Genomic DNA, 13,993 nt, shown 5'->3' with positions numbered 1-13,993 from the left:
CTGCGTGTTAAAGCCCTTGATTAAAGGTGTGTTATTCGATTTAGACGGCACACTTGCCGATACTGCGCCAGATTTAGTCTATGCACTGAACCTTGGCATGGCTGATGCTGGTTATGCTCCATGCAGTCTTGAAAAAGTGAAGCACGCTGCCACTCATGGTAGTTTGGCGCTGGTTAAGGCTGCACTGCCTAATATTAGCGATGATGAGCAAAAACAGATCCAACTAGCATTATTGCATCATTACCAGCTCATTAATGGTGACAAAAGCATTTTATTTGATAACCTTGCAGAGTTATTGAATCATTTTGATGATAACGGTACTCCCTATGGAATTGTGACTAACAAGCATGCTCGCTTTGCCCGTCCTTTGGTTGACAAACTCGGCTTAATGTCGCGAATTAAAACTCTTATCAGCGGTGATAGTACGTTGCACCCTAAACCTCATTGCGCACCTATGCTACTTGCCGCGCAGCAGATGAACATCAGTCCTGAATCGATTATTTATATAGGAGATGCTGAACGCGACCTTATCGCGGCTCAAAATGCCAATATGATTGGTGGAATAGCGCATTGGGGTTATTTATCGCCCCAAGACAAACCTGACACTTGGCCTGGACAACTTCATTTTAAAACCACACAGTGTTTACATGACTATTTTGTATTGAACCGTCAACTTACTTAGTATTATCGATATAAACGGTGTTGTTAAACGGCTTTTATGCTAACTCAAACAATTAATCAAAGATCAATCTAAAAATCAGCTAATAGAATCGATCGCTGATATTTTTAGCGATCAAATTCTTTTAAAATTACGGACAATTATTCTACAGCCCATAGAAAAGCTATATAAATTTGGGGTGTAGGGTTAGCTTTTACTAACTGTTGCGATTATCCTCAACTTATCCACAAGATGTTCTAGAAATTGTGGCTTGCAAAAACCCTCCAACCTCACTATCTTGTATGTTAGATTTTAAAAAACACCATATCTTGTGTGTCAAATGCAATCACAGACACTAATGAGTTGTTTAAAATAACTCATTTAATTAAGCTGAACGGGTGACTTAGCGTGCTAAAATGTCTCAATCCGTCGTATTTAATGCTTCAGCATGATTGTTTTTACATAAAAACGTAAACGTGGTTAGACACGATCGCTTTTGGTATTAAGCGCTCAATCACAATAACAGATATAATCAAGGCCTCTCTGCAATGAATAGCAATATGACTGTCACTAAACGCTGTGGCGAACGTGAAAATATCGATTTAGACAAAATCCATCGCGTTATTACTTGGGCAACCAAGGGATTAAAAAACGTCTCTGTATCTGAAGTTGAACTCAGATCGCATCTTCAATTTTTTGATGGTATTCCAACAGAAGCGATTCATGAAACGATCATCAAAGCCGCGGCAGATCTTATTTCCCCTGAATCACCCGATTATCAGTTTGTGGCAGCACGCTTAGCGGTATTCCATTTACGTAAAAAAGCATTTGGTCAGTTCGAACCGCCTAAATTATATGACCATGTCACCAGACTGGTTGAAATGGGCAAATATGATATGCATATCTTGGCTGATTACAGCCGCGAAGAGTTAGACATCTTAGATACTTATGTTGACCATTGGCGCGACATGAACTTCTCTTATGCCGCCGTTAAGCAATTAGAGGGTAAGTATCTAGTTCAAAACCGTGTCACTCACGAAGTATATGAAAGTGCTCAGTTCCTTTATATATTGGTTGCTGCGTGTTTATTTTCAAAATACCCAAAAGACACTCGATTACAGTTTGTAAAAGATTTTTATGATGCGACATCAAGCTTCAAGATATCTTTACCGACGCCGATTATGGCTGGTGTACGTACGCCAACACGTCAATTTAGCTCATGTGTATTGATTGAGTGTGACGATAGCTTAGATTCTATTAATGCCACCGCCTCATCAATTGTGAAATATGTCAGTCAACGTGCTGGTATTGGTATTAATGCTGGTCGTATTCGTGCCTTAGGCAGTCCTATTCGTGGCGGTGAAGCTTTCCATACTGGTTGCTTACCCTTTTATAAGTATTTTCAAACTGCGGTAAAATCATGCTCACAGGGCGGCGTTCGAGGCGGAGCGGCAACACTGTTTTACCCAATATGGCATTTAGAAGTAGAATCTTTACTTGTACTGAAAAATAACCGTGGTGTTGATGATAACCGTGTTCGCCATTTAGATTATGGTGTCCAGTTAAACAAGTTGATGTACCAACGTTTAATTAAAGGCGAAGATATTAGTTTATTCAGTCCATCTGATGTACCGGGTTTATATGATGCATTTTTTGAGGATCAAGTTGAATTTGAACGTTTATATGTTCAGTATGAGCAAGATCCAGCTGTGCGTAAAAAGCAAATTAAAGCGGTTGAGTTATTTTCGTTAATGATGCAAGAGCGCGCTTCTACAGGCCGTATCTATATTCAAAACGTGGATCACTGTAACACCCACAGCCCGTTTGACTCAAAAGTAGCGCCAATTAAACAGTCTAATTTGTGTTTAGAAATCGCCCTGCCGACTAAGCCATTAAAGAACATTGATGATCCTAATGGTGAAATTGCACTTTGTACTTTATCTGCACTGAATTTAGGCACCATCAAGAATCTAGAAGAATTAGAACCGCTAGCTGAGCTTGCCGTTCGTGCGTTAGATAATTTACTGGATTATCAAGATTATCCGATCATTTCGGCGCAGTTAGGCTCAATGAATCGACGTACTTTGGGTATAGGCGTCATCAATTACGCCAATTACCTTGCTAAAAATGGTAAGCGTTATTCCGATGGTTCAGCCAATAATTTAACCCATAGAACATTTGAAGCGATTCAATTTTATCTATTAAAAGCCTCAATGAAACTTGCCCAAGAGAAAGGTGCCTGTCCGTTATTTAACGAGACAACCTATTCTAAAGGCATTCTACCCATTGATACTTACAAGCGTGACTTAGATAAAATTTGTGATGAGCCACTACATTTAGACTGGGAAGGTTTACGTACCGATATTTTGCAATATGGTTTACGTAACTCAACATTATCAGCATTGATGCCGTCTGAAACCTCGTCGCAAATATCTAACGCCACTAATGGTATTGAACCGCCACGTGGTCTTATTAGTGTCAAAGCCAGTAAAGACGGTCAATTAAAACAAGTTGTACCCGATTTTGACACATTGAAAGATCAATACGAGTTATTATGGAACATGCCAAATAACGATGGGTATTTACAACTTGTCGGCATTATGCAGAAGTTTGTTGATCAGGCGATATCTGCCAACACTAATTACGATCCAATGAAGTTCCAAAGTCGTAAAGTACCTATGCAAACGCTATTAAAAGATTTGCTAACGGCTTACAAGCTGGGTGTAAAGACATTGTATTACCACAACACCCGTGACGGTGCGTCGGATCAACAAGATGAGATAATATCCATCGAAAAAGAAGACGATGATTGTGCCGGTGGTGCGTGTAAGATATAAACCTCTGGTTTATTGATATCACTTAATTAAGAAATTAAATGCGGGGAGCACTCCTCGCTTTTTTGGGAAAAGAAGCATGGCTTATTCAACATTTTGTCAAACACCTAATGATGCGACTCAAGAACCGATGTTCTTTGGTCAACCCGTTAATGTGGCGCGATATGACCAACAAAAATACGAGATTTTCGAAAAATTAATCGAAAAGCAGTTATCTTTCTTTTGGCGACCAGAAGAAGTAGATGTCAGCCGTGACAAAATTGACTTTGCCAGCCTTCCTGATCATGAAAAGCATATTTTCCTGTCAAACCTTAAATACCAAACTTTACTTGATTCGATTCAAGGCCGCTCACCTAACGTAGCTCTTTTGCCGTTAGTGTCACTGCCAGAACTCGAAACCTGGATTGAAACCTGGTCTTTTTCAGAAACGATCCACTCTCGCTCATATACTCATATTATTCGTAATATCGTGAACAACCCATCAGTGGTGTTTGATGATATTGTTGAAAATGAGCAGATTTTGAAACGTGCTGGTGATATTGCTAAGTACTATGATGATTTGATCTACCTGACCCAAGTTAATAATTTACACGGTGAAGGTACTCATTTAATTAATGGTCAAGAAGTAACGGTTAACTCCCGTATTCTTAAGAAGACCTTGTATCTTTGTATGATGTCAGTCAATGCATTGGAAGCAATTCGTTTTTATGTCAGTTTTGCATGTTCATTTGCCTTTGCTGAACGTCGCTTAATGGAAGGAAATGCCAAAATCATTCGCTTAATTGCACGTGATGAAGCACTTCACTTAAATGGTACCCAACATATTTTAAGTTTAATGCAAGGTGGCAAAGACGATCCAGAAATGGCTGAAATTGCCATTGAGTGTTATTCAGAAGCCTATGACTTATTCCACAAAGCAGCTGAACAAGAAAAAGAGTGGGCTAAATACTTATTTAAAGACGGCTCAATGATCGGCTTAAATGAACAAATTCTTTGTCAATATGTTGAGTACATTACCAACCAACGTATGAAAGCGGTAAACTTACCCTTACCTTACGAAGAATTGTCCAATCCACTTCCTTGGATGAAGAACTGGTTAGAAAGTGATGCTGTGCAGGTTGCACCCCAAGAAGTTGAAGTATCATCTTATCTTGTGGGGCAAATTGACTCGGCTGTCGATGGCGATGAGTTTTTAGATTTTGACTTATAAACACTTTTTCATTACAGCGCCGATTGTTAGCTTAAAGGGACAACCGGCAATCTTGTTCGACGGTAAACAAGCAACATTGCTTGAGGCGCTTGAGGACCAGAAAGTAAAAGTTTTTTCGGAGTGCCGTAATGGATTTTGCGGCGCCTGTAAAACAAAAGTCATTTCTGGTGAAGTCACTTATACCAAGCAGCCGTTGGCTGAACTTGAGCAAGACGAATGCCTACCCTGTTGCTGTATTCCAAAAACTGATTTAAATCTTTCATTGTCGAAGGACGATAGTGAACAGGTTAGTGCAAGTAAAGCAAATCCTACCCAGTCAATGACAAATAAATCACAACAAGGAGTTGAAATGGCTTTTCTCCTAGATGATGCAATACTTGGTGGGAATTGACATCAAATAAAATCACTGCATTAACAGTATAAAATCTCGTATAATCAAAAATTTAGCTAAAAAATAAAGTCATGATGATTTATATCAAGTTTTAGATGAATTATATCGACACAAGATACCTAGATAGATTTTTGTTTGAACATCCCCTTTACGACAAGGTATGAAGTAGATAGTACTATCAGCACTATGAACTACTCCATCGGCCGCCCTTTTGTCTTCACATCAAAAAAGTAACCATTTACCAAGGTAAAACTTGACCATTTGCATGTTTAAACACCCCTGTTTGGCTTAGATCAAGTTTATTAATTAATTTGATTAGTCGGCCGGCGGATTCTGTTGCTGAAATATCGCCATTATGATTAACCATATCTGTTTGCACATATCCTGGATGGTAAATACCCACAGCGATATGTCTTTCGGCCAAATCAATACTCAGTGACATTGCAGCAGCATTTAACGCTGCTTTAGACATCCTATATCCATAGCGTCCACCTGAACCATTGTCTGCAATAGATCCCATTCTTGAGGTGATCATCGCCACTTTACTTCCATGACTTAATTGATCTTGTAAAGTATTCACAATTAATAGTGGTGCTAGTGCATTTACTTCAAACTGTTCTCTAATGCTACTTATATTTAAATCAAACAGACTTTCATCACGTAATATGCCCGCGTTACAGACTAATATATCAATATGAATACCCCGCAAGCCGTTTACCATTGCAGTGATACCTGAAGCGGTTGCGACATCAACCTCGGTAATGACATTAACCGATAATGCAGCTAATTTATCGGATGATTGACGGCATAAAGCATACACATTAAAACCTAAATCTTTAAAACCCTGTGCAAACGCTAAACCTATGCCACGATTTGCGCCAGTGATGACCACATTTTTACTCATTCCATTTTCCTATTATTGTTGGTTAACGTAAATGATGATTCAACAGATTGTAGTCTCACTCACTCTTTATCCAGAGTAGCAGCTAACTACATATCTTAGTTCAATAAAACTGCTGAACAGCATAGCAAGATTCTAATGGGCAGAGTAATGTTAAATCAGGATAATATTTTATAGAGACTTTCTACCAACTCTAGTACCTTAACGACAGTATGTTTAAACCTATTACTAATATTAATGCATAAGGACACAGGGCTATGTCATCATTGTCAAACACATCATCCAAAGCATTAGCTAGCCTTACTCTGCCTAATGATATTAAAGCCCATGAAAATATATGGCATCAACGTATACTCGGTGAAGACAAGCAACGTAGAAACGATCACCGCAGCCCTTTTCAGCGAGACCGAGCCCGTATACTTCACTCAGCTGCTTTTAGGCGTCTACAGGCAAAAACCCAAGTGTTGGGTATTGGCATGAACGATTTTTATCGTACTCGCCTTACACACTCACTTGAGGTATCTCAAATTGGAACCGGTATTGCTGCCCAACTAAGACGTAAGTATCCGAATCTTAAATATTTACTTAATTCAATGAGCTTAATTGAGTCACTGTGTCTAGCACATGATATTGGTCATCCTCCATTTGGTCACGGTGGCGAAGTAGCATTACACTATATGATGCGTGATCACGGTGGCTTTGAGGGCAATGGTCAAACCTTTAGAATATTAACCCGCCTTGAACCTTATACGCCTGATACTGGTATGAATTTAACCCGCAGAACCCTATTAGGTGTACTGAAGTATCCTGCGCCCTACTCTCAGTTAAGAATTGATACTCATCAAGCCGAGGTTAAACATCATCGCCAGTTAAAACCATCACAATGGCCGCCAGTTAAGGGCATTTTTGATGACGATAAACCGATACTCGATTGGGTACTGTCTAGCTTGACCGAACATGATCAACAATTGTTTCTGTCCAGTGAGCAAAGTCTTATTCATCCTGATTACCCACACTTAAAAACAAAGTTTAAATCACTTGATTGCTCTATTATGGAGTTAGCTGACGATATAGCCTATGCGATACATGATCTTGAAGATGCCATTGTCATGGGTATTGTGAGTGCCAGCCAATGGCAACAAGATGTCATGAGTCAACTGCAAGGTATTGAAGACAATTGGCTTAAAAAGGAATTTATCACTATTGGTAATAAACTATTTTCTCACCAACATCACTTACGTAAAGACGCTATAGGCACACTCGTCAATGCATTTGTCACCGCAATCAATATACAAATTAAGCCTGAATTTGATGAACATTTATTAAAATACAATGCAGAACTAGAAACAGATTTTGCACTAGCTTTAAATGTCTTAAAACAGTTTGTGTTTAAATTTGTTATACGCAAACCTGAAATTCAAATGCTCGAGTACAAAGGCCAACAAATTGTAATGGAGTTGTTTGAAGCATTTGCATCCGATCCCGAACGATTACTGCCTTTAAATACCGGTGAACGTTGGACTAAAGCTGCCCAAGCAGATAACAATCCGATGAGGGTGATGGCGGATTATATATCTGGCATGACTGATGGCTTCGCAGCAAGATTACATCAACAATTATTTGGTGGCCAAGCGTCAGGAATGCTAGATCTCAGCCGAGAACCTTAACCATATTAATGTATAGCTTAAACGTCACGCCCTATTCGCTAACCTTTTGACTTTAGCATAGAGGGCGATAAATACTTTTATAGGTATGGCTAGGCCCTAACGCAATGTTGATTACAACACTCAGCGACCTAGAAAATAGGATAAATATGGCTAACCTCAGCTCGGGATAATAAACGCTTACCAAACAGCCCTTTGTCTTGCTAACTGCGTTTCATTAACGTGCAATAGGCCAGCTATTGACGTGTTAATGCGCCTTGTTTTCAAAACAAATAGCAAGTTTGCTACAAAATAAGCTAAATCTGTTGAATTCAGCTTATTGAGCCCATCTCTTAACCCGAGTTGAGGTTAACTAAAGCTCAATCTGCTTATACTGTAGGGTGTTTTTGTTGACCCCAAGATTTGACAAAATAGCGTAATGGTATTTGTGAGACTAAAATGCCCATCAGCATTAATCCACACCCGAGTATTGCCCTAGCATCTAAGGTTTCACCCAGAATAACAATGCCACCAATTGCTGCAAACACAGTCTCTAAACTGAGAATAATGGCAACATGCGCTGGATGGGCATTTTTTTGTGCGACAACTTGTAAAGTATAACCCACGCCCACTGAAATAATCCCTGAATACGCTAGTGCGGCCCAGGCTAATCCAATATTAGCAACCACAGTCGTTTCAATCATCATAGAGACCGTAATACTTAATAAGCCACAGAAAATAAATTGTAAATGCGACAATAATATCGGTGAGTGTTTTTTGGCAAAGTGGTCGATGATCAGGATATGTATCGCCCAAAATACAGCGCCAATTAATTGCAATAAGTCACCATAGCCGATACTCATATCGTCTTTGATGCTTAAAAAATATAATCCCACCACAGCAATTGCACAGCCAATCCATGTATTAACACCGGTTTGATGTTTAAGAATAAGTCCAAGCACTGGCACTATTACGATATATAACCCTGTGATAAATCCAGCATTAGCCGCGGATGTATACTGTAACCCCACTTGTTGCAATGACGCGGCAATAAACAATACTGAGCCAGCACTAATTGACGCTATCAAAAGTGATTTCTTTTGGCCAACTAGTAAGGTTTTTTTATTGGCAAAATACCAGATCAATGGCAATAAACTCAGAGCACCAATAAAAAATCGTAAACTATTGAACATAAAGGGCGCTAAATGATCCATCCCCAAAGATTGCGCAACAAATCCAAAGCCCCAAACAGCTGCTGTTAACAATAATAATAAATTAGCAATCACAGTTATTTCACCGGAAAAAAAGAAAACAAGATTACTCAAGTTGTTAACTGACTACAAGATAGCCTGCTAATTTATCCTTCTAACATAAAAAACAGATAAAGCTTTTTAATCTACGCGAGCTAGGTTAGCCTAATTATTAACAAGTTTGCTAAGCCATTTTATTGATAAGCTTCATCGGAATTAATCACTCACCATGCAATTAAATGAATTTTTGATACGCTTTCAACTGCAAGCTCTTTCAGCCAATAACATTACCTCTGCACCAGCACATTATCCTGGCAGAGAAGCCGCTGTGCTTATCCCTATTCAGCAGATTGGCGGTGAGCTATATCTCATCTTAACTAAACGCGCGATGCATCTTCGTCACCATCCTGGTCAAATAAGTTTTCCAGGCGGAAAATTTGAGCAAAGTGATCGTAATGCAATTGATACTGCACTTCGTGAAGCACAAGAAGAGATTGGTTTGCTAAAAACCAACGTCGATGTGATTGGCTCATTTCCACCGCACAAAACATTCACCGGATTTGAAATCACGCCAATTGTTGGCATTATCAAACAACCTTTTGAGCTAACAATTGATCCTGGTGAAGTAGCCAGCTGCTTTAGGGTGCCACTTAATTACTTTAAACAAACGAGTAATCGTCATTTAGGCCAACACTGGCGCAAAGGCAAGTGCTATGAAGTGCACTATATGCCGTTTGAGGATAAATTTATTTGGGGCGTGACGGCTGCGATGATTGACCTATTGTGTCGACATATTGACAACTATGGCTTAATCAAATAACAAAGCGAATATATAAACCAGCAGATAGGGACACTAATAATAACAAGGGAATATTAAACCAGACTCCCATTCGAGTAGTCGTTTTTGCGTAAAAGTTAACTAGCAGGTTGAGTAAACTTACCCCCGCACACCACCAAATAATATATTCTAATTTTACCGTTAAAGCGGCATCCCAATCAAAACGAACCTCAACACCTTGTGATAAGAAATAACCTACCGCACGATCAGGTCTTGCCTCACCGTAAATAAGTAATGCATAGATGGCCAAACTCCACCCTAACAAAGATAATATGGTTAATATGACTTGTAATACACCTAACCGCGACATGCTATTTCCTTAGCGACTTTAAAAAACCATTAATTCAAACTAAATCTGAGAAGCTAAATAACTCATATTCAGCGACAAACAGAAATATACGTTAATTTCAGCTAGTATTTAAACCTGTGAATTAACACTATCACAATAATATCCCTAGAATAGCGTTTTCAGCTTGAGAAAAGCCACCATAAAGGTAAGATAAAGGCAAAATTACTTACTATTTTAATGTTGGAGAATAAAGCAACAATGAGCATTGCATCTGTCGCTTCTGTATTTAAAGGTGAACACGTCGTTGGTTCGCAAGTCACTGTACGTGGCTGGGTGAGAACTCGTCGCGATTCAAAAGCGGGTATCTCTTTCTTGGCCGTGTATGACGGCTCATGTTTTGACCCAATTCAAGGCGTCGTGCCAAACAGCCTAGCCAATTACAATGACGATGTATTGAAATTGACTGCTGGCTGTTCTGTCGTCATGACCGGTGAAGTGGTAGCCTCTCCGGGTGCGGGCCAAGCATTTGAATTACAAGTATCTGAGCTATTAGTCACAGGTTTTGTTGATGACCCTGATACTTACCCAATGTCTGCTAAACGTCACTCGATTGAGCATTTACGTGAGCTTGCACATCTACGTCCACGTACCAATATTATTGGTGCAGTGGCGCGAGTACGTAACTGTTTATCCCAAGCTATCCATCGTTTCTACAATGAAGAAGGCTTTATCTGGGTCTCTACCCCGCTAATTACCGCATCTGATTGTGAAGGCGCCGGGGAGATGTTCCGCGTGTCGACATTAGACATGGAAAATCTACCTCGCACAGCTGAGGGTAAAGTTGATTACGATAAAGATTTTTTCGGTAAAGAATCATTCTTAACCGTATCAGGTCAACTAAATGCTGAAACTTATGCTTGTGCACTGTCTAAAGTGTATACCTTTGGCCCAACTTTTCGTGCAGAAAACTCAAACACTACTCGCCACCTTGCCGAATTCTGGATGGTTGAACCTGAAGTAGCATTTGCGACCTTAGATGATGCTGCTGAACTAGCTGAAAAGATGCTTAAATTTGCATTTAAAGCTGTACTTGAAGAGCGCATGGACGACTTGAATTTCTTTAATGAGCGAGTTGATAAAACCGTTATTGAACGTTTACAGTCATTTGTTAACAGTGATTTCGCCCAAGTCGATTACACCGATGCGGTTGAAATTCTTAAAAACTGCGGTAAACAGTTTGAGTTCGATGTGGAATGGGGTATCGATTTACAGTCTGAACACGAGCGTTATTTAGCTGAAGAACACTTTAAAGCGCCAGTTGTCGTGAAAAACTACCCTAAAGACATTAAAGCTTTTTACATGCGCTTAAACGATGACGGTAAGACAGTTGCCGCAATGGACGTATTAGCACCAGGAATTGGTGAGATCATTGGTGGAGCACAACGTGAAGAGCGTTTAGACGTACTTGATGCTCGCTTAGCTGAAATGGAGTTAAGCCAAGAGGATTACTGGTGGTATCGTGACTTACGCCGTTATGGCACAGTACCCCATGCAGGTTTTGGTTTAGGCTTTGAGCGTTTAGTGTCATATGTGACTGGTGTTAACAACATTCGTGATGTTATCCCATTTCCTCGCGCACCACGTTCAGCAAGTTTCTAACACTTATTAGTCATAAAAAACGCGCTGTTATAGCGCGTTTTTTTATGTTTTGAATTTAATTAGCTCAGTTTGATAATGCTAAGATGTTAAAATTAATTGATCTCTTAATTGCTTAACCTCATCACGAACGGCGGCGGCCTGTTCAAACTCGAGATTTTTTGCATGTTCATGCATCTGTTTTTCAAGTCGATCAATTTGATGGCTCAAATCTGCAATGCTGGAATATTGAGTATGAGGCTCAGCCACTTTATCATATAGAGTGTTTTTATTTGCTCGCTTGCCTTGCTTACTGTCCCCCATATCCATCACATCTGTGATATTTTTAACCACACCTCTTGGGGTAATCCCATTTATTTCATTATGCAGTCGCTGCTTCTCACGGCGTCTATCCGTCTCTCCCATCGCTTTAGCCATTGAGTTAGTGATCCTGTCTGCATATAAGATCACTTTACCGTTAATATTGCGGGCGGCCCGACCGATGGTTTGGATCAATGAGCGCTCTGAACGTAAAAAACCTTCTTTATCCGCATCTAAAATGCATACTAAGGAGACTTCAGGTAAATCTAGGCCTTCGCGTAATAAGTTAATCCCAACAAGTACATCAAAATGTCCTAAGCGAAGATCACGAATGATTTCCATCCGCTCGACAGTGTCAATGTCTGAGTGTAAATAGCGAACTTTAACCCCATGTTCATCTAAATAATCAGTTAAGTCTTCACTCATTTTTTTGGTTAACGTGGTCACTAAAATACGTTCATTAACCGCGACTCTTTTATGAATTTCAGACAATAAATCATCAACTTGTATTCCAACAGGCCTGACTTCAATAACAGGATCAAGTAAACCCGTTGGCCTAACAACCTGTTCGGCAATTTCACCTTCACTTTTATCCAACTCATATTGACTTGGGGTAGCTGACACAAAAATGGTTTGTGGCATCAAGTTTTCAAATTCTTCAAATTTTAATGGTCGGTTATCTAATGCCGAAGGCAGTCGAAACCCATAGTCGACTAAATTAGTTTTCCGGCTTCGGTCACCCTTATACATAGCGCCAATTTGTGGCACGGTGACATGGGACTCATCGATGATAAGCAAACCGTCTGCAGGTAAATAATCCAATAGTGTTGGCGGCCCTTCTCCTGGAGCCCTACCAGATAGGTAGCGTGAATAATTTTCAATGCCAGAGCAATATCCAAGCTCCACCATCATTTCAACATCGTACTGCACTCGCTCAGTGATCCGCTGAGCCTCAATTAACTTGTTGTTCTCGAGTAAATATTCTCGTCTCTCGCGCAGTTCTTCTTTGATGAATTCAGTTGCGGCCAAAATCTTTGATTTCGGAGTCACATAATGGGTTTTAGGATAAATAGTCGTTCTAACAATACGCTTAATAATGTGTCCGGTTAACGGGTCAAACTCACTTAATCGTTCTATTTCGTCGTCAAACAGCTCAATTCGAATTGCATCTCTTTCAGAATCAGCAGGAAATATGTCAATCACTTCACCACGAACCCGGTATGTACCACGCTGAAGTTCAATATCATTACGCTTGTACTGCAATTCACTTAGCCTGATCAATATGTCACGCTGCCCCATAAAATCGCCTTGGCGCAGATGTAATAGCATTTTCAAGTAAGAATCTGGATCGCCTAAACCATAAATGGCTGAAACAGAGGCAATCAATACCACATCTTTACGCTCTAAAAGTGCTTTAGTCGCTGATAGTCGCATTTGTTCGATATGAGCATTGACCGATGCATCTTTTTCAATAAAGGTGTTTGACGCGGGGACATAAGCTTCAGGCTGGTAATAATCATAGTAAGATACAAAATATTCAACCGCGTTATCGGGGAAAAACTCTTTCATCTCACCATAAAGCTGAGCTGCAAGGGTTTTATTAGGCGCCATAATAATCGTTGGACGTCCCATAGTCTCAATAACATTGGCAATGGTATAGGTTTTCCCCGATCCTGTAACACCTAGCAAGGTTTGACTCGCAATACCATTGCGTATCCCTTCGACCAATTGCGCGATTGCGGTTGGCTGATCACCTGCCGGGGTATATTGAGAGGCTAAACGAAAAATCTTTTCTGGCACGCAGGTTCTCTAATGATTAAATGTCGCCATTATCATAATAAAAAATAGCCATTAACCCTAGATAATATTTTATGGCGTTGTAAACGAAAAAATTAATGTATAACGATTTAACGATCAAATGATGAAATAATTAAACAGGATCTAATTTGCCAGTAAACAGCTCAATTACTAAGCTAAACCGCAGTGAAAACTGCAATTTAATGCACAATGCTTGTTTGAAACT

Annotated in this window: 11 protein-coding genes; 7 read left to right on the top strand and 4 right to left on the bottom strand. The window is 39.8% G+C overall.

Features of this window, described 5'->3' with window-relative positions:
- The first annotated feature begins 4 nt into the window (after nt 1–4).
- The 4 genes from ACRWP9_RS11440 to yfaE all read left to right on the top strand — a co-directional run bounded on the left by ACRWP9_RS11440 (nt 5) and on the right by yfaE (nt 5,093).
- Nucleotides 5–682, top strand: a complete 678-nt coding sequence (locus ACRWP9_RS11440; protein WP_434926117.1) for an HAD family hydrolase — start codon at nt 5–7, stop codon at nt 680–682.
- A gap of 524 nt (nt 683–1,206) precedes the next feature.
- The gene (gene nrdA / locus ACRWP9_RS11435; protein WP_434926116.1) at nt 1,207–3,495 is read left to right on the top strand and encodes a class 1a ribonucleoside-diphosphate reductase subunit alpha; all 2,289 of its coding nucleotides are present in this window, start codon (nt 1,207–1,209) and stop codon (nt 3,493–3,495) included.
- Nucleotides 3,496–3,571: 76 nt separating this feature from the next.
- Nucleotides 3,572–4,702: a class Ia ribonucleoside-diphosphate reductase subunit beta gene (nrdB, locus tag ACRWP9_RS11430; protein WP_226409913.1), complete on the top strand. Its 1,131-nt coding sequence runs from the start codon at nt 3,572–3,574 to the stop codon at nt 4,700–4,702.
- Complete coding sequence (gene yfaE / locus ACRWP9_RS11425) at nt 4,692–5,093, top strand: class I ribonucleotide reductase maintenance protein YfaE (protein ID WP_434926115.1); 402 nt, start codon at nt 4,692–4,694, stop codon at nt 5,091–5,093. Before nrdB ends, yfaE begins: the two co-directional genes overlap by 11 nt.
- A gap of 238 nt (nt 5,094–5,331) precedes the next feature.
- Here the strand turns inward: yfaE and ACRWP9_RS11420 are convergent, their stop codons facing one another.
- Nucleotides 5,332–5,997, bottom strand: coding sequence for an SDR family oxidoreductase (locus ACRWP9_RS11420; RefSeq protein ID WP_434926114.1), 666 nt, complete (start codon nt 5,995–5,997; stop codon nt 5,332–5,334).
- 254 nt (nt 5,998–6,251) lie between these two features.
- Here ACRWP9_RS11420 and ACRWP9_RS11415 point away from each other — a divergent pair, with 254 nt between their 5' ends.
- The gene (locus ACRWP9_RS11415) at nt 6,252–7,661 is read left to right on the top strand and encodes an anti-phage deoxyguanosine triphosphatase (protein WP_434926113.1); all 1,410 of its coding nucleotides are present in this window, start codon (nt 6,252–6,254) and stop codon (nt 7,659–7,661) included.
- 365 nt (nt 7,662–8,026) lie between these two features.
- On the opposite strand, the gene ACRWP9_RS11410 is transcribed toward ACRWP9_RS11415, so the two are convergent.
- Nucleotides 8,027–8,962 carry a DMT family transporter gene (locus tag ACRWP9_RS11410; protein WP_434926112.1) on the bottom strand — a complete coding sequence of 312 codons (936 nt, stop codon included), beginning with the start codon at nt 8,960–8,962 and terminating at the stop codon, nt 8,027–8,029.
- Nucleotides 8,963–9,116: 154 nt separating this feature from the next.
- Between ACRWP9_RS11410 and ACRWP9_RS11405 the strand changes: the two genes are divergently transcribed.
- Nucleotides 9,117–9,707 (top strand): CoA pyrophosphatase, encoded by a 591-nt coding sequence (locus ACRWP9_RS11405; RefSeq protein ID WP_434926111.1) that lies wholly within the window; start codon nt 9,117–9,119, stop codon nt 9,705–9,707.
- Here ACRWP9_RS11405 and ACRWP9_RS11400 read toward each other — a convergent pair.
- Nucleotides 9,700–10,035 (bottom strand): hypothetical protein, encoded by a 336-nt coding sequence (locus ACRWP9_RS11400; protein ID WP_226409919.1) that lies wholly within the window; start codon nt 10,033–10,035, stop codon nt 9,700–9,702. The two genes, ACRWP9_RS11405 and ACRWP9_RS11400, sit on opposite strands and share 8 nt — an antisense overlap.
- A 237-nt stretch (nt 10,036–10,272) precedes the next feature.
- On the opposite strand from ACRWP9_RS11400, the gene asnS reads away from it, so the two are divergent.
- Nucleotides 10,273–11,673, top strand: a complete 1,401-nt coding sequence (asnS, locus tag ACRWP9_RS11395) for an asparagine--tRNA ligase (protein WP_434926110.1) — start codon at nt 10,273–10,275, stop codon at nt 11,671–11,673.
- 78 nt (nt 11,674–11,751) lie between these two features.
- On the opposite strand, the gene uvrB is transcribed toward asnS, so the two are convergent.
- A complete protein-coding gene (gene uvrB / locus ACRWP9_RS11390; protein ID WP_434926109.1) occupies nt 11,752–13,770 on the bottom strand; it encodes an excinuclease ABC subunit UvrB in 2,019 nt (672 codons plus the stop codon).
- Nucleotides 13,771–13,993 lie beyond the last annotated feature (223 nt).

The sequence above is a fragment of the Shewanella sp. HL-SH2 genome, from assembly GCF_051164935.1.
GTDB lineage: Bacteria > Pseudomonadota > Gammaproteobacteria > Enterobacterales > Shewanellaceae > Shewanella > Shewanella glacialimarina.
Note: the sequence above shows the minus strand (reverse complement) of the source record. Positions and strands in the feature narration are given on the sequence as shown.

Excerpts from the sequence above, each read along its gene's own strand:
- nrdA (WP_434926116.1), top strand. The coding sequence starts at position 1,207 with ATGAATAGCAATATGACTGTCACTAAACGCTGTGGCGAACGTGAAAAT.
- nrdB (WP_226409913.1), top strand. The coding sequence starts at position 3,572 with ATGGCTTATTCAACATTTTGTCAAACACCTAATGATGCGACTCAAGAA.
- ACRWP9_RS11420 (WP_434926114.1), bottom strand. The coding sequence starts at position 5,997 with ATGAGTAAAAATGTGGTCATCACTGGCGCAAATCGTGGCATAGGTTTA.
- ACRWP9_RS11415 (WP_434926113.1), top strand. The coding sequence starts at position 6,252 with ATGTCATCATTGTCAAACACATCATCCAAAGCATTAGCTAGCCTTACT.
- ACRWP9_RS11405 (WP_434926111.1), top strand. The coding sequence starts at position 9,117 with ATGCAATTAAATGAATTTTTGATACGCTTTCAACTGCAAGCTCTTTCA.
- ACRWP9_RS11400 (WP_226409919.1), bottom strand. The coding sequence starts at position 10,035 with ATGTCGCGGTTAGGTGTATTACAAGTCATATTAACCATATTATCTTTG.
- asnS (WP_434926110.1), top strand. The coding sequence starts at position 10,273 with ATGAGCATTGCATCTGTCGCTTCTGTATTTAAAGGTGAACACGTCGTT.